This window comes from Zhongshania borealis (genome assembly GCF_039539625.1).
GTDB classification, from domain to species: Bacteria; Pseudomonadota; Gammaproteobacteria; order Pseudomonadales; family Spongiibacteraceae; genus Spongiibacter; species Spongiibacter borealis.
In genome coordinates this window covers 267,625-282,643 of the sequence record NZ_BAABDM010000002.1, presented here as the reverse complement: position 1 = coordinate 282,643, position 15,019 = coordinate 267,625, and the positions used below count along the sequence as shown (strand labels likewise).

Genomic DNA, 15,019 nt, shown 5'->3' with positions numbered 1-15,019 from the left:
GCCCGGCGAGCTGAGCTTGTCGGGCTTTTTTCGTCCATGTTTAGCCTGTTTGCCAGATAAAATGGCCTTTAAGCGGGATTTTCGGGCTCGCTGCTAATCTCATCACCATTGTCGTCGATATAAACCATATCGACCATATTATTGCTGTCCAACCACTCGTCCAATTTACTCCGCAGCTCTGGCAGACCATCACCATTTGGGGCGGAGAAAAGCTGTACGCTAATTAAATCGCCAAATTCGGCGAGGCTTTTGCGTACGGCGAGCAGTGTTGCCGTGGCGGGGCCGCGTTTTAGCTTGTCCGATTTTGTTAGCAAAATATGCATGGGCATCGTGCTTTTGGTCGCCCACCGTACCATTTGTTGGTCAAACTCGGTCAGCGGATGGCGGATATCCATCATCAACACCATTCCACGCAGTGATTGGCGTTTTTGTAAATAGGCCTCTAGATTCCGCTGCCATTCGTTTTTTACGGCCAGAGGCACTTTGGCAAATCCATAGCCGGGCAGATCGACTAAGCGCTGGCGACCGCTGTCATCTAAAACAAAGAAGTTAAGCAGCTGGGTGCGGCCTGGGGTTTTACTGGTCTTTGCCAGTTTTTTGTTCTCAGTTAAGCGATTGATTGCGCTAGATTTTCCCGCATTTGAGCGGCCTGCAAACGCAACTTCGGCACCACTGTCGTCTGGGCAGTGGGTGAGGTTGGGCGAGCTTTTTAAATAGCTGGCGCGGCGATAGTTCAGTGCTGGGCTTGATGACATAGAGAGTCCGAGGGGAATTTGCTAAAGCAGCGGCATTTTACGGCAATTATTGGCCCCGGCGCCATGTAGTTGTGTATAATGCCGCAGTTTTTATATTGACTCGTCCTGCGCGGTTAAATGAAATATTGAGAGGTAGATCATGAATAAATGGCTCGTAGCTATGTTGCTTTCAATGTCTGGTGTCTCTGCTTTTGCTACTGAGCAGGCGGTTCTAGATCAATATCAAAAATCGTGTTTTGCTTGCCATGCTTTTGGGGCTAATGGCGCGCCAAAATCCCATGCTGTTGCTGATTGGGCGCCACGCCTAGAAAAAGGTATGGATACCCTCGTTAAGCATGCAAACGAAGGTTTTAATGCCATGCCACCTAAGGGCTTATGTTTTGACTGCAGCGCCGACGACTTTAAAGCCTTAATCGAGTTTATGGCAGCACCTAAGTCTTAAGTCGAGTGCGTTGATTTATATTTGCACAGCGTTATCTGTTTAAAGAGTAATTAACAATGAAGAAAACCACATTAGTGATGTTCGCCTCCTTGATGTTTGCCGGAACAGCGGTGGCTCTTGAGGGTAATCCCCTAGCTGGCAAGATGAAGGCGGCAGCATGTGCTGCGTGTCACGGTGCCGACGGCAATAGCGCGGCACCTAGCTTCCCGAAATTGGCCGGTCAGGGCGAACGCTATTTGGTTAAGCAGATCACCGATATTAAAACAGGTGCTCGGCCGGTACCGATGATGGCGGGCCAGACTGATAATTTGTCTGAGCAAGATATTGCTGATATTGCCGCTTACTACGCAAGTAAAGCGATCAGCACCGGCCAGGCTGATCCCGCCATTGTTGACAAGGGTGCTGCGATATACCGTGGTGGTATTGCGGACCGCAATATTCCAGCGTGTGCTGCATGTCACTCACCTACCGGTAGCGGCATGGCCGCAGCGGGCTTCCCTGCGCTGGGTGGTCAGCATGCCGATTACACTGCCGCTCAGTTAAAAGCCTTCCGCGCGGCAGCTGACGGCCGTGAAGGGCGAACTAATGACGGCGATGCAATGGTGATGAGAACAATCGCGTTTAAGTTGAGCGATTCAGAAATTGAGGCAGTGTCTAGTTTCATCCAGGGCTTACACCCTTAAACACTACCCAGTAAAAAGGCGGCTTAGGCCGCCTTTTTTATCGCTGTAATTTACGCATGTATAGATTTAGAACCATTATTCGTGTCAGCTGTCTGAAAAGCTTCACAAAAGACAATGATATTGAGTCCGCAATTTGAGTTAATTCAATGACGCAGGATCTTAAAATATTCGATTAAATAATCAGGGGGCTTCATGTTTAAGAAATTTCTACCGTTAGCCGGTGTGTTCAGCTTTTTACTGATGGTGTCGGCATGTAGCGATGGGTCTGAGCCAGCTGCACCTGCTAAAGCGGCTGTTAGTGCCGCCGCACAGACGGCTGCGGCCCCAGGTGTGGCCAGTGGCGGTGAGCGTTTTATTCGTATCGCTCAGCCAGTACGTACAGCAAATCCGCAAAAGATCGAAGTCACCGAAGTGTTTTGGTATGGCTGTAGTCACTGCTTTGATTTCGACCCTATGCTTGAAGCCTGGGTTAAGCAGTTGCCGGGCGATGTTGAGTTCAAGCGTTCGCCCGCAATGTGGAACGAGCTGATGGTTGTGCACGCTAAGGCGTTCTATGCGGCTGAGGCATTGGGCGTTATCGATCAAGTCCATACCCCTTTGTTTAATGCGATTAACGTTGATCGCAACCCCTTGCGTGATAGCGCAGCAATTGAGAAATTGTTTGTGGCACACAGCGATGTCGACGCCGAGAAGTTTCGCAAAACCTTTGATTCATTTGGCGTAAATAGCCAGGTTAAACAGGCGGATGCGCGTGCTCGGGCCTATGGTATTGCCGGTACCCCAGAGATCATCGTAAATGGTAAGTACCGGGTGACAGGCCGCTCTGCAGGCGGAAAGGCAGAAATGCTAAAGGTTGCGGAGGAGCTTATTGCCAAGGAGCGCGCAGCTAAGTAAGTAGCGCGGCACGCAATAAACCACCTACTGCCGGGATTTCTGCGGCGGTCGGTGGTTTTTTTATGCCTGCGATTACTCAGTTAGGTGGCAGCTGAATATCGATAGCGCCATTGTCGGGCTCTAAACTTTCGAGCTTTCGCAGGGGCTGCGCGAATTCTCGCTGGCAAAATGCCATGCGCTTCGCTGGCTTGGCCAAGGTGATGCCCTTGGCGTTGAGGCGAGCAATTTCGTCTTCGACGGTTTGGCAACGGGCGGCGAGGCCGGCGTCGTTGGCTATTTGTATATTCAAGCCAGGCCGTGCATTCAGCTCTAGCATTAGCGGGCCTTGGTCTTTGTCCAGCACCATGTCTACGCCCAAGTAGCCGAGACCAGTGAGTTCATAGCAGCGCGTGGCCAGTGACATAAAGCCTTCCCAATAGGGGAGCTGAACGCCGCGCACTGGGTTGGTGGTGTCTGGGTGTTTATTGATTAGCTTGTTAAGCCAGGTGCCATCGAGGGTGATACCCGTAGCCAAATCAACGCCAACACCAATAGCGCCTTGGTGAAGGTTGGCCTTGCCTCCAGATTGACGCGTGGGGAGTCGCAGCATTGCTAACAAGGGGTAGCCTTTCAGAACGATGATACGGATGTCAGGCACGCCCTCATAGCTAATGGCACTAAAGATAGGGTCTGGGATTACCCGGTACTCGATCAGTGCGCGATCGCGGTGACCACCCAAAGAGTAGATGCCTGACAAAATACCGGAAATATGAAATTCGATATCTTCGGTACTCAGTAGGCGGCCAGATGTGGTGCGGTAGTAACCTTCAAACTGGTCGGCGATCACGAGGATACCGTCACCACCGGCTCCTTGAGCGGGCTTAATAACAAAGTCGCTGTGGCCCTTAACAATGTCTTTTAGCTGGCTAATACCTTTGTCGGAATCAATGATGCCATACATCTCAGGTACATGAATGCCCGCTTTTAGCGCTCGCTCCTTAGTCTTTATTTTGTCATCGACTAAGGGATAGAGGTGGCGCTGGTTGTAGCGCAGCACATAGTCTGCATTGCGCTGGTTTATCCCCATTACCCCGCGTTTGCGTAGATCCTTCCAAGTGCTAAATAAGGACATTATTGTCTACCCTTGATCATGGCATTAAAGCGGAACAACTCGGTCAGTCGATAGCCGCGGTAGTGGCCAAGGATCAGCATAAATGCCATAAATATCAAAAGCATACCGGGGAAGGTAAAGACGAAGTAAGTCCATGCTGGGTAGGTCATCATCAGGTGCGACAGGGTAGCGGCGATGAGGGTGCCAATACCTACTTTACCGGCGTGCAGGCCACCCCGCTCCTCCCAAACTATCGACATTCGCTCAATAGACATTGTGAGTATGACCATTGGGAACAAGGCGATCGACAGGCCGCGATCCAAGCCAAGGCGGTGGCCGAGTACACTTATCAGGGCCATGATAATCACCACAAAGGTTAATACCACCGAGAGCCGCGACAGCAATTGCAAATGCAGATGTTCAAGATAAGATCGTATCGACAGGCCCAGTGCGGTAATGAGGGTAAATAGAATAATGCCCCACACCACTTGGGTTTCCCGAAAGGCGAGGCCAATTAGCACCGGTGTAAATGTGCCCAGGGTTTCGAGGCCAACAACATTACGCAGTAATAAAATCAGCATCACGCCGATGGGAATCATCAAAATTATTTCAAAGGTCTGTTGTGACTGCAGGGGCAAATCGTAAAGTGATAAAGCCCAGAATTTGTTTTCTTTGGTCTCAGCTATCGATTGGGCCAAAGTAATCGAGTTCATTACTTTTTGATTGGCTGTGATTTCTACTTTTAAATGGCGGCCGCCCTCAACTTTGGCGATGGGGTCGTTGCCAGTCCACCACACCACGCGGTCATCGGGCAGACCTTGGGTGCCTGTTTCAGGGTTAAAATACAGCCAGCGCTTGCCGTTGTAACTGCGCATCCACAGCTCGGGGCTTTGGGCGACGTCGCTAACCAAGCGCAGAGTGCGTACCCGCTCAACTGGAATATGGGCAGAGGACAGTAGTAGCTCGAGCACGAGTGATTTGTTGTCTTGGGTGTAATTATTGCCTAGGAGCAAGCGAGCGTTGTCGTTGCTAGGCTCGTTGATAAGCTTAATGGCTTCGCGAATAAAGGTTTCAATATCGGCGGAATGCTCGCGAATAGGCTTTAACAATGCTTCTACTGCGACTTTTTCTACGCCTTCTAATTGTGGGCTTTCACGAAACAGAGGGCCCGCTTCCGATTCTGCAAAACGCGAGTTGTTGCGTTTGGTTAGCATCAAGCGATAGAACAATTGTTGCTGGCCCTCCGCGCGGCGTGCAGACCATATTGCTTGACGATTGTCATTGATAATGTCGGTGTTAACACCGTAGTTCTTGGAGATAAAGCTCTCGTTCAGGGTGATGAACTTACTCCAACTCGGGGGTACAAACATTTGCACTTTAACGGGCGTATTGTCGCGGGCGCTAAACGTCAGTTTGGTATCTATTACCCACACTGGCTCGGTTGTTTCGGCTGACACTGGAATATTCAGCACAAAAATCTGCCAGGCGGTACTGCCCGCGCCGATTAGCAGCAGCGCGAGCGCCAATACTCTGACATGTAATTTAACGCCCTTCATTCATCGTGCTCCTGGGAGTCTGCTTTTATTGGGCAGAGTGATTTGTCCTGTAAATATTTTTTGCTGGGGTCGACCAAGGCGCCGAAGGCGGTCAATGGTTCTGAACCAATCAGCATGGGCTTGGAAAACTGTCGACGATCCGCGAGATTGACTTCCACTTTGTGGGACTCACCACCTACGCAGAGGGTTAGTTCGAGCACCGGCCGGCGGCTATAGTCTTTTTCGTCGTCAGCGTAATCGGCGGCGCGTCGTTTTATACGAATATGTTTACTCAGTGGCAGCGTAACCGATTTCAAGGTGTTGTCAGGCAGCACTAAGTCAAAGTGCACGAGGTCGTCTTTTTTGCCGCGGCCCTTCTCAACCTTGGCGTTAATAGCATTGATCGATGCGCTTTCGGCGCCGGTATCAACTTTGGCTTTGTAACGCACACCTAGTTCTTCTATGTAGACATATTCGCTGAGGCCGAACACCCGCTGGGCATTAGTGGCCGCGTTGACGGAATGACTTAAAAAAAAGCTATTGAATATGAGTAGACTTAGTACAGCAAATCGCACGGTTTCTCCTTTTAATTTATTGTGCCCGAGCTTTGTCTAGCATAGTGCACTAAGGCGCTATTTAGCCAGTAGCGAAGGTGGGCAATTAAAGCGGATTACGGGATCTTAGTCCCTCACATTCTTAAAAAGTGCGAGGGTAATTTGTCGCACTTTTTGGTGATCGACGACAGGAGCAGGGTAATTGCCCTGCTCTTTAGGTTGGTGGATGGCTTTCGGGGTGAGGTCTTGGAGTTCTGGCAGGTAATGCTTTATAAAATCACCGTTGGGATCAAAGCGCTTGCCTTGCGTGGTGGGATTGAAAATCCGGAAATACGGCGCGGCGTCAGTACCCGTGGAAGCAGCCCATTGCCAGCCGCCATTATTGGAGCAAAAGTCGGCGTCAATTAAACTCTCCATAAAATGCCGCTCACCCCAGCGCCAGTCTATGTGTAGATCTTTACAGAGAAACGACGCCGTAATCATGCGTAGACGATTATGCATCCAGCCGGTGTCGCGAAGTTGCCGCATTCCGGCGTCAACAATCGGGTAACCGGTGCGCCCCTCACGCCAGGCGTCAAATAACGCCGCGTCATTGGGCCAAGGAATTTGTTCGGTGTAGGCTTGGAAAGCGCGCCCCCGGACTACCCGCGGGAAATGATAGGCGACATGACGATAAAATTCCCGCCACAGCAGCTCGTTAAGCCACGTTCCCGCGCCGCTGCTGGCGTCCCAAATCGCGTCGCCGCATTCTTGCTGCAAGCGTGCTAAACATTGCCGTGGGCTGAGCAAGCCGAGGCTGAGCGCGGTGGATAAACGCGAGGTATTGTCGAGATCGGGGATGTCACGGTATTCACGATAGTCATGGGCTCGTTCGGCACAAAAGCCCCTGAGTTGCTCTAACACGTCGTCTTGGTTTGCGGGCCACGCGCTGGCATCCCGCTCTTGGCCAAAAGGAGGGCACGGCGCATTGTCAATTTTGTCTGCTACGGCTTTGGGGCGGCGCGAGCATACGGGGAAGTTAGCCATTAGTTGCGTGCGGCAGCGTCGGGAAAACGGGGTAAAGACCTTATAGGGTCCGCCGTCTCCGGTGGCAATCTCGAGTGGGCTGAGTAGGCTGTCATCGATCAGTGTGAGTGGCACACCTGCTTCGATACAGGCTGCATCGCGATGTATTTCGTCTAGCAACCACTCGCGATGGGCGTATACGGTGTCGATTTGGTGGTCGCGACAATAGTTGCCAAGGTGCTTTGTGGCGTCAGCAAAATGCCCACCGTCTATAATATCAAGAACGATGCCCAGATCGCCGAGTTGGCGTCCGAGTTCGTCGAGCGCGCGGCGCAAATAGTGGCGTCGGATTGGCGCAATAATATGCTCGTCGAGTTGCTTGGGGCTAAGCAAATAAAGCCCGCGCACATTCTGATGTTTGGCGCAGGCAGCGCTGAGCGCGCGGTGGTCGAGGCTGCGTAAATCGTTGCGAAACCATACAACTGCGGTCATGGTTTACATTCCCATGCGCAGTTTCAAATCTCGGGGGTAGGGATCGAAATAGTACTGGTCGAGTAGATAGTCAATGTGATACTTCTTTAGATAGTGGCTTAGCATTTCCAGTGGTACGAGCAATGGCAGCTGCCCAGCAGCATAGTCGCGAACCGTCTCGGTAAGTTTGAGTCGGTCGTCAGCATCTAGGTGATCCTTAAAAAAGCCCTGAATATGCATCAGCGTGTTAGTGTGATTTTTGGTGCTGGCAGGTTGTTTTAGCGCCAGCATGAATTTTTTTATGTAGCGCTCGCCCCGCTCGTTTATCTCGCCGGCTTCGGCGACAATTGGCCCCAATTCTCGGTAAATAGCTTGATTGTGAGCCAGCAATAAAAATTTGTGACGGCGGTGAAAATCTTCTAAAAGCTTTGAGCTTAGGCCTTGGGCTGTAATGGCTTGCCAGCGCGAGTAGGCAACCACGCGCAAGACGAAATTCTCGCGCAGGTGCACGTCGTTGAGGCGACCATTCTCCTCCACAGGCAGCAAGGGGTGGACGGCCATTAATTGCCGGGCAAATAGCCCAACGCCTACTTTGCCTAGGCCGTTACCTTGCTCGTCATATACCGGTACGCGCTCCATGCCGCAGCTTGGCGATTTAGCGCAGAGAATATAACCGCTGATCTCGGTAAGTTTGGGCGTGGTTTCTTTTGCAAAAGCCTGCATAGCGTCGGTGACGTTTAGCTCGGCATTGCTGCTGCCAATAAGTTGCGGCTTGTCGGGGTCGCCTACTAGGCGAATTGTGGGTCTAGGTACGCCCATGCCAATAGCTTGTTCCGGGCATATTTTAAGGAAGTCAAAATGTCGGCTAAGCTCATCGTCAGCAAAAGGAAGGCGCTTGTGTCCGCCATCGTAGCGTACCGGCTCGCCGAGTAAGCAGGCGCTGATCCCTATTTGAATGCGTTGAGTTTGCGACATTGTGCGTTGTGTCCTTGTGCGGCTGAAAAGTTAATACGCTCAAGCATAGCTCACGGATCAGCCTTTGAAGTTGCCGATAGCGATTATTCTGCTTCCCCTGACAGAAAAAGGATTAGCGCTCGATAATCATCGTCGCTGCAATTCATGCACATACCTCTAGGCGGCATGCTATTGAGGCCATTTTTGGTATTGACTAAGAGCGTGTCTAAGCCTTTTAGCATCCGTGGTGCCCACTGTTCGGTGTTGCCGCTGCGTGGTGCACCTGCGGCACCCGAGCTATGGCAGCCATAACAACTTTGAATGTAAAGGGCTTTTAGCGAGGGGTCGTTGGGCATGCGGCTGCGGCTTGATGCCGCACTGGAGCTTGCTGCGGCAGCGGATTGCGCTTCGCCGTCGCTGTTGTTTAGCTCTGCACTGCAGGCATTTAGCAAGGTTAGCGATAGGCCAAGCAGCAAACATTGGACGAATCGATAAGCCGAAGATACCTGCATTAGAGTGACTCCATATATTAGTAGGTGGCAGTTTACCCCTTAAATTACAGCTTTGTCAGAGCGGTGTAGCTGTTAAGTCTGAGTTGTAAGCTATTCTGGGGCCAATATTTTTATTGTGGACTTACAGTTGGGGCGGCAATCGATTGAAACAGCGTCTGGGGATATTGACGCTGGGCGAATTCAATGTTGTTGCGCTTTTGGTCTATACCTAAGGCGTTAAGTCTCAAGCTGCATGCTGTCGCAACAGCAAACCCGGCATTGCAGGACGTATCGATAAAGCGTTTGCCCTTGCATCGCGGTTTTAATCCCCAGATGCGTTTTGTGGTGCAAAATTGTTTGGATTTAAGTTTGCGAGTGTGTGGCAGGGATTGATTGTCGCTGTGGTGATCGATTGCAAGCGACGATGGGCCCGGCACCGGGTCGACTTAAATTTAAGTACATTGCTGGCATAGATATAGATCACGCTTATTTTTACTGCCGTAAAAACTGGGCTTGATGACCGCTGGGGCACTCCATTACACCGTTACTTTCAATTCACTGCTGTTTGCATGCCTAACAATGTAACGGCGAAGTGTGGCACTTATGCGACGCCAGGGTTGGCGTAGGGAGTTTTAGTCGCGGGCAAAACCAAAGGCGTGGCTTTCCTCCTCGCTCTGCCGATCGATTGCGCCGACGTCTAATACTGGTGCGGCGTCGATATGCTGAGCATCCATCATATAGGCGACACGCTGCAATGAGCTGATGATTTGGGTTTGTTCCCATTCCTGCAGATCGCTGAATTGGCGAATAAAATAATCTTGTAGGGGCATGGGGGCATTGCGAATAAGGTCATTGCCGGTATCGGTCAGGCTAGCAAACACTTTGCGCTTATCCTGATTTGAGCGCTCTCTTATAACGAGGCCGCGTTTCTCCAATCTATCCATAATACTGGTGACGGTGGCCTGGCTAAGGCTCACCTGGCTGGCTACATCACTGATTATCGCGTCGCCCTGATCCCGAAGGGTTTGTAAGATGAGCATTTGTGGTGCAGTGAGGCCTGCGGTCTTCATTAAATGCTTTGAATGTAAATCAATCGCGCGGGTAACCCGGCGGAGTGACACTAATACTTCGTCAATACGATTCATTTTTGATGCCTTGAGATTGGCTTAGCGGCCCAATAGTAGCGGCTTGTAGAGGGTTTTGCATCAGCTAAAGCCTGCGTTTGTCAATAGTCTAGCTTGAATTAGTTTACGAAAGAAGCGTATAATGCTTCGTATTCTAAGTAAATGAACAGGAGAACGGGTTCATATATTTGGCGATAAATAGCATGATTGGCGAAACTAGCGCCCTAATGTTGTGCGTCATCTTCGTTAAATTATTATGAACACTAAAAGATTGTGTTGAAATCAAATAGCGCGACGCAAGCCACGGCTGCCACGCTTCGTTTTCGCCAGCCAACGGCGGAAGATGGTTACGCCCTAAACCAATTAGTGGCGGCCAGCCCACCACTAGACACCAATTCCGTATATTGCAATCTGCTGCATTGCACCCACTTTGCCAACACGGCGGTTGCCGCTGAAGAAGACGGCAAATTAGTGGGCTTTATCTCTGCGCACATTATTCCCGCTAAGCCGAACACTGTATTTGTGTGGCAGGTGGTGGTGGATAAGAGTCAGCGTGGACGGGGCTTGGCCAAGAAGATGCTCAAAGAAGTGATTAAGCGTCCAGCCTGTACCGAAGTGAAATATATGGAAACGACAATTACACCAGATAACGAGGCTTCGTGGGCTTTGTTCCGCAGCTTTGCTCGCGATCTGGACACCGAATTAAACCACAGCATTTGGTTTGAAAAAGAAACGCATTTTGGCGGTCAGCACGACAGCGAAGCGTTGCTGTGTATCGGCCCCTTTGCTCAGGAAATCTGAGCTACATCATTTTTACTCAGTATTCATCCGCTCAGTAAAGGACACTAAGAGGACTTAACATGACTATATTTGACAGACTCGAATCCGAAGTACAATCCTACGCCCGTTCATTTCCGGTGACCTTTGATAAGGCCCAGGGCGAGCATCTGTACTCTACCGATGGCAAACAGTACATCGACTTTTTGGCCGGTGCCGGCACCCTAAACTACGGCCACAATAATCCGGTCCTTAAAAAGGCGCTGGTTGATTACATTATGCGTGATGGCATCACCCACGGCCTAGATATGCACACTGAAGCCAAGGGTGACTTCCTGCAGGCCTTTAATGAACACATCCTCGCGCCAAGGGAAATGACTTACACGTTTCAGTTCACTGGCCCTACTGGCACCAATGCCGTAGAAGCGGCACTAAAATTGGCGCGTAAAGTAACTGGCCGCACGAGCATTGTGTCGTTTACTAATGGCTTTCACGGCGTGACCTTAGGCGCCGTGGCCGCGACAGGGAATAGTCATCACCGCGGTGGTGCTGGCGTTGGTCTAGGCGATGTGACCCGCATGCCCTATTGCGGCTACTACGGTCGTGATGCAGACAGCTTGAAGATGATGGACAAACTGCTCTCGGATCCGTCGTCGGGTGTTGACCTACCCGCGGCAATGATTGTTGAGCCAGTACAAGGCGAGGGTGGCCTTAATGTCGCCAATAATGATTGGCTGCGCGGCCTCGAAAAATTGTGCCGCAAGCATGACATTCTACTGATTATTGACGATATTCAAGCGGGCTGCGGTCGCACTGGTACCTTCTTTAGCTTTGAAGCCAGTGGAATCAAGCCAGACATCATTACCATGTCTAAATCCTTGAGTGGTTACGGTCTGCCCTTTGCTATTGTGCTAATCCGTCCTGATTTGGATATTTGGGAGCCGGGTGAGCACAACGGTACATTCCGTGGTAATAACCACGCCTTTATTACTGCAGCAGCGGCAATTCGCCACTACTGGAAGGACGATAAATTTGCAGCGGAGATTGTTGAGAAATCGGCGATTGTAAGCGAGCGCTTCAAGCAGATTTCCGAAAAGTACGGTGTTACAAAGATGTTGCCCAAGGGTCGTGGAATGATGCAGGGATTGGCCTGTCGCGACGGAGAGACCGCTGGAGAAATTGGCCGTGCCTGTTTTGAGCGTGGCTTAGTAATCGAAACCTGTGGCAGCCTTGATCAGGTCGTTAAAGTCTTCTGCCCTTTGACCATTGAAAAAGCAGAGCTCATTCGTGGCCTGGATATTTTGACTGATAGCATCGCCGAGGTACTCGGGAAGTCAATAGCTAAAAAAGCCTCGTAAGCGGTTGAATTCGCGCTTCTTCTGCAAATGAAATTTGCGGAAGAGGCGCGCTATATTCGGCAATTGAGCTTAACGAATTAGTATTGAACAAGGACAAGATCATGATTGTAAGAACACTTGAAGAATGTGAAAACTCTGAACGTCGCGTTGACAGTGAAAACTGGAGCAGCGTACGCATGCTATTGAAAGACGACAAAATGGGTTTTTCATTCCACATCACCACTATTTACGCGAATACCGAAACCCCTATTCATTACCAGAATCATTTGGAGTCGGTGTACTGCATGTCAGGTAATGGTGAAGTTGAAACACTGAGCGATGGCAAAGTGTATAACATTGAAGCGGGTACTCTGTATATCCTCGACAAGCACGACAATCATCTACTGCGCGGCGGCAGTGAAGACATGAAGATGGCCTGTGTATTTAATCCCCCGCTGAATGGCAAAGAAGTACACGACGAGAATGGGGTCTACCCCTTGGCGGCAGAGGCTGTACGCTAAGCTATTGAATTATTAAAAAATAATTTTTTAATTCTAGGGAGAATAGCAGTGGGACACAGTGTAGAGAAAATTGGCGGCACCTCGATGACTAATTACGAGGCTGTGCGTGACAATATTATTTTGGCTGGTGGCGAAAACGGAAACATTTACCAGCGTATTTTTGTAGTATCGGCATACGGCGGCGTTACCGATTTACTATTAGAAAACAAGCGCAATAGTCATCCTGGGGTTTACGCCTTATTTGCCGATGATGGTGCAGAAACATTATGGCGTGACGCATTAAGTGACGTCGGCAATGCCTTGAAGGAAATTAACACCGGATTATTTCCCGATACCACACAGCTTGAAGCGGCCAATACTTATATCGAAGGTCGGTTGTTCGAGGCTGAGCGCTGCATGGATAATTTACACCGCCTGTGCCAGCACGGTCATTTCGGCCTGGAAGACCATTTGCTAACCGTGCGGGAAATGTTGGCCAGTATCGGTGAAGCCCACAGTGCTTGGAATACCGCAACCTTGCTCAAGCGCGATGGCATCAACAGTTGTTATATTGACTTGTCTGGCTGGCGTGCAGATGAAGCGCTGCCCTTGGATGAACATATTCGCGAAGCGTTAGCGGGTATCGACTTAAACACTACTTTGCCAATTGTGACGGGCTATGCCCATTGTAAAGAAGGTTTAATGGCGAGCTTCGATCGCGGTTATAGTGAAATGACATTTAGCCGTATGGCTGTTATCAGTGGTGCGCGAGAAGCGGTTATTCACAAGGAATACCACCTTAGTAGTGCAGACCCACGTATGGTTGGCGCTGAGAAAGTCGTGCCGATTGGCCGCACAAATTACGATGTTGCAGACCAACTTGCTAACCTGGGGATGGAAGCAATACATCCCCGCGCGGCCAAAGGTTTGCGTCAGCAAAAAATCGCTCTGCGGGTTAAAAATACCTTTGAGCCAAATCATTCCGGTACCCTGATTGATTGTGACTACCGCAGCGAAAAGCCGTGTGTCGAAATCATTGCCGGTCGCAAGCAAGTGTATGCGCTGGAAGTATTTGACCAAGATATGGTGGGCGCACTGTGGCAGTACGAGCAAAAAATATTAGGTGCGATCGAGCGCTATAAAGGCACCGTGATTACCAAAGATATTAACGCCAACACGATAACTAACTATTTAGGCGTCAATCTAAAAACCGTTAAGCGCATTGTTAGCGCGGTAAAAGAACTGTTTCCCGATGCGGAAGTGAGTACGCGCAAGGTGGCCATTATTTCTGCTATTGGCAGTGATATGCAGGTGCCGGGCATGTTGGCAAAAACCGTCGTCGCTTTGGCTTCGGCTAATATCAGCGTGCTGGCAATGCACCAGTCTATGCGTCAGGTCGATATGCAATTTGTGGTCAATGAAGATGACTATGAACAAGGCGTTGCCAGCTTACACCGCTGTCTGGTCGAGGTACACGACCACGGTGAAGCTATATGCGCAGCGTAATACGGGGGTTTATCCTCGCTTGGGGGCTTCTGCCCCTTTTTGCCTTTGCGGCTGAAAATGCTGAGTCAGAACCCAGCGAGGCCCAAGTCGATGCCACTATCGACAACTTAGAAAAGCCACTCTACTCGCCTTTTATTGAGCGCTATATGCTCGACGAGGTCCGTAACTTGCGTATCGACATGGAGCGTGCCCACCGCGAGTTGGCTGCCGAAGTGGTTGATCGCGAACTAGGCGCCGCTGACAAGGCGGTATCTTATGCGACGAATACGGTCACTTACTTTTTCTATCTTATTGCTGGCGTGAGTTCGGCCTTAGTGCTGATGGGCTGGAATTCGGTTCGCGATATTAAAGAAAAAGTACACAGTGTTGCCAACGAGCAAGTTGCCGAGTTGGTTCAAGAGTACGAAAAGCGTCTGCGCGCGATTGAGAAACAGTTAAAACAAGAAACCGCGCATATCGAATCTAACCGCGAAGAGATTACGCTGACTCAAGAAATCCACTCGCTGTGGCTGCGAGCCAGCCAAGAGACGAGTCCGGCAGGCAAAATTGCAATCTACGATCAAATTCTTGCCGTCAGAGGGGATGACATCGAAGCCATCACCTATAAGGCAGACGCTGCCCTCGATCAAAATGAGCCGCAGTGGGCAATAAACTTGTGCCAGCAGGCACTGTTGTTAGACGAAACCAATGCCCATGCATTTTACCAGTTAGCATGTGCGCATACTTGCCAAGGTAATCTTGATGATGCTGCCCGATACTTTACGCATGCGGTGGCACAGTCAGAATCTTACCGCGAGGAATTGTATCGCGACCCGGCGCTAGCCGAATTGCGTGAACACCCACTGTTGATTGAATTGCTGGCACCCACGGTGGAGCAGTCTTCATAAGCTCAGTTTTTGTC

The 15,019-nt window shown here is 50.4% G+C and carries 17 protein-coding genes; 9 read left to right on the top strand and 8 right to left on the bottom strand.

Annotation, left to right across the window (positions count from 1 at the left end; all coding sequences use genetic code 11):
• Positions 1-68: 68 nt before the first annotated feature.
• On the bottom strand, positions 69-755 hold the full coding sequence (gene yihA / locus ABD836_RS07595) for a ribosome biogenesis GTP-binding protein YihA/YsxC (protein ID WP_344934173.1): 687 nt from the start codon (positions 753-755) through the stop codon (positions 69-71).
• Between the two features lie 139 nt (positions 756-894).
• On the opposite strand from yihA, the gene ABD836_RS07590 reads away from it, so the two are divergent.
• The 3 genes from ABD836_RS07590 to ABD836_RS07580 all read left to right on the top strand — a co-directional run bounded on the left by ABD836_RS07590 (position 895) and on the right by ABD836_RS07580 (position 2,774).
• Positions 895-1,197: a c-type cytochrome gene (locus ABD836_RS07590; protein WP_344934171.1), complete on the top strand. Its 303-nt coding sequence runs from the start codon at positions 895-897 to the stop codon at positions 1,195-1,197.
• Between the two features lie 56 nt (positions 1,198-1,253).
• Positions 1,254-1,880 carry a c-type cytochrome gene (locus tag ABD836_RS07585; RefSeq protein WP_344934168.1) on the top strand — a complete coding sequence of 209 codons (627 nt, stop codon included), beginning with the start codon at positions 1,254-1,256 and terminating at the stop codon, positions 1,878-1,880.
• Positions 1,881-2,072: 192 nt separating this feature from the next.
• The gene (locus ABD836_RS07580) at positions 2,073-2,774 is read left to right on the top strand and encodes a thiol:disulfide interchange protein DsbA/DsbL (RefSeq protein WP_344934166.1); all 702 of its coding nucleotides are present in this window, start codon (positions 2,073-2,075) and stop codon (positions 2,772-2,774) included.
• A 76-nt stretch (positions 2,775-2,850) separates the two neighbouring features.
• On the opposite strand, the gene ABD836_RS07575 is transcribed toward ABD836_RS07580, so the two are convergent.
• From ABD836_RS07575 to ABD836_RS07550, 6 genes are all read right to left on the bottom strand, one after another.
• Positions 2,851-3,885: an alpha-L-glutamate ligase-like protein gene (locus ABD836_RS07575; protein WP_344934164.1), complete on the bottom strand. Its 1,035-nt coding sequence runs from the start codon at positions 3,883-3,885 to the stop codon at positions 2,851-2,853.
• On the bottom strand, positions 3,885-5,420 hold the full coding sequence (locus ABD836_RS07570) for an inactive transglutaminase family protein (protein WP_344934162.1): 1,536 nt from the start codon (positions 5,418-5,420) through the stop codon (positions 3,885-3,887). The genes ABD836_RS07575 and ABD836_RS07570 overlap by 1 nt, the downstream gene beginning before the upstream one ends.
• Positions 5,417-5,974, bottom strand: coding sequence for an ATP-dependent zinc protease family protein (locus ABD836_RS07565; protein ID WP_344934159.1), 558 nt, complete (start codon positions 5,972-5,974; stop codon positions 5,417-5,419). Before ABD836_RS07565 ends, ABD836_RS07570 begins: the two co-directional genes overlap by 4 nt.
• Positions 5,975-6,079: 105 nt before the next feature.
• Positions 6,080-7,450, bottom strand: a complete 1,371-nt coding sequence (gene phrB, locus ABD836_RS07560; protein WP_344934157.1) for a deoxyribodipyrimidine photo-lyase — start codon at positions 7,448-7,450, stop codon at positions 6,080-6,082.
• A gap of 3 nt (positions 7,451-7,453) precedes the next feature.
• Positions 7,454-8,404 carry a YbgA family protein gene (locus ABD836_RS07555; RefSeq protein ID WP_344934155.1) on the bottom strand — a complete coding sequence of 317 codons (951 nt, stop codon included), beginning with the start codon at positions 8,402-8,404 and terminating at the stop codon, positions 7,454-7,456.
• Positions 8,405-8,487: 83 nt separating this feature from the next.
• Positions 8,488-8,895 carry a c-type cytochrome gene (locus ABD836_RS07550; protein WP_344934153.1) on the bottom strand — a complete coding sequence of 136 codons (408 nt, stop codon included), beginning with the start codon at positions 8,893-8,895 and terminating at the stop codon, positions 8,488-8,490.
• Between the two features lie 183 nt (positions 8,896-9,078).
• Here ABD836_RS07550 and ABD836_RS07545 point away from each other — a divergent pair, with 183 nt between their 5' ends.
• Positions 9,079-9,267, top strand: coding sequence for a hypothetical protein (locus ABD836_RS07545; protein WP_344934151.1), 189 nt, complete (start codon positions 9,079-9,081; stop codon positions 9,265-9,267).
• A 239-nt stretch (positions 9,268-9,506) separates the two neighbouring features.
• Here the strand turns inward: ABD836_RS07545 and ABD836_RS07540 are convergent, their stop codons facing one another.
• The gene (locus ABD836_RS07540; protein ID WP_344934148.1) at positions 9,507-10,019 is read right to left on the bottom strand and encodes a MarR family winged helix-turn-helix transcriptional regulator; all 513 of its coding nucleotides are present in this window, start codon (positions 10,017-10,019) and stop codon (positions 9,507-9,509) included.
• A 252-nt stretch (positions 10,020-10,271) separates the two neighbouring features.
• Here ABD836_RS07540 and ectA point away from each other — a divergent pair, with 252 nt between their 5' ends.
• From ectA to ABD836_RS07515, 5 genes are all read left to right on the top strand, one after another.
• A complete protein-coding gene (ectA, locus tag ABD836_RS07535; RefSeq protein ID WP_344934146.1) occupies positions 10,272-10,799 on the top strand; it encodes a diaminobutyrate acetyltransferase in 528 nt (175 codons plus the stop codon).
• Positions 10,800-10,858: 59 nt separating this feature from the next.
• Positions 10,859-12,133, top strand: coding sequence for a diaminobutyrate--2-oxoglutarate transaminase (gene ectB, locus ABD836_RS07530; protein ID WP_344934144.1), 1,275 nt, complete (start codon positions 10,859-10,861; stop codon positions 12,131-12,133).
• Between the two features lie 101 nt (positions 12,134-12,234).
• Entirely contained in the window at positions 12,235-12,633 is a 399-nt protein-coding gene (locus tag ABD836_RS07525) for an ectoine synthase (protein WP_344934142.1), read from the top strand.
• Positions 12,634-12,681: 48 nt separating this feature from the next.
• Positions 12,682-14,118, top strand: coding sequence for an aspartate kinase (locus ABD836_RS07520; RefSeq protein WP_344934140.1), 1,437 nt, complete (start codon positions 12,682-12,684; stop codon positions 14,116-14,118).
• Positions 14,106-15,005, top strand: a complete 900-nt coding sequence (locus ABD836_RS07515; protein WP_344934137.1) for a TPR end-of-group domain-containing protein — start codon at positions 14,106-14,108, stop codon at positions 15,003-15,005. The genes ABD836_RS07520 and ABD836_RS07515 overlap by 13 nt, the downstream gene beginning before the upstream one ends.
• Positions 15,006-15,019 lie beyond the last annotated feature (14 nt).

Bases quoted from the DNA above. Each gene is read 5' to 3' on its own strand.
- yihA (WP_344934173.1), bottom strand. From the start codon at position 755: ATGTCATCAAGCCCAGCACTGAACTATCGCCGCGCCAGCTATTTAAAA.
- ABD836_RS07590 (WP_344934171.1), top strand. From the start codon at position 895: ATGAATAAATGGCTCGTAGCTATGTTGCTTTCAATGTCTGGTGTCTCT.
- ABD836_RS07585 (WP_344934168.1), top strand. From the start codon at position 1,254: ATGAAGAAAACCACATTAGTGATGTTCGCCTCCTTGATGTTTGCCGGA.
- ABD836_RS07580 (WP_344934166.1), top strand. From the start codon at position 2,073: ATGTTTAAGAAATTTCTACCGTTAGCCGGTGTGTTCAGCTTTTTACTG.
- ABD836_RS07575 (WP_344934164.1), bottom strand. From the start codon at position 3,885: ATGTCCTTATTTAGCACTTGGAAGGATCTACGCAAACGCGGGGTAATG.
- ABD836_RS07570 (WP_344934162.1), bottom strand. From the start codon at position 5,420: ATGAAGGGCGTTAAATTACATGTCAGAGTATTGGCGCTCGCGCTGCTG.
- phrB (WP_344934157.1), bottom strand. From the start codon at position 7,450: ATGACCGCAGTTGTATGGTTTCGCAACGATTTACGCAGCCTCGACCAC.
- ABD836_RS07555 (WP_344934155.1), bottom strand. From the start codon at position 8,404: ATGTCGCAAACTCAACGCATTCAAATAGGGATCAGCGCCTGCTTACTC.
- ABD836_RS07550 (WP_344934153.1), bottom strand. From the start codon at position 8,895: ATGCAGGTATCTTCGGCTTATCGATTCGTCCAATGTTTGCTGCTTGGC.
- ABD836_RS07545 (WP_344934151.1), top strand. From the start codon at position 9,079: ATGTTGTTGCGCTTTTGGTCTATACCTAAGGCGTTAAGTCTCAAGCTG.
- ABD836_RS07540 (WP_344934148.1), bottom strand. From the start codon at position 10,019: ATGAATCGTATTGACGAAGTATTAGTGTCACTCCGCCGGGTTACCCGC.
- ectB (WP_344934144.1), top strand. From the start codon at position 10,859: ATGACTATATTTGACAGACTCGAATCCGAAGTACAATCCTACGCCCGT.
- ABD836_RS07525 (WP_344934142.1), top strand. From the start codon at position 12,235: ATGATTGTAAGAACACTTGAAGAATGTGAAAACTCTGAACGTCGCGTT.
- ABD836_RS07515 (WP_344934137.1), top strand. From the start codon at position 14,106: ATGCGCAGCGTAATACGGGGGTTTATCCTCGCTTGGGGGCTTCTGCCC.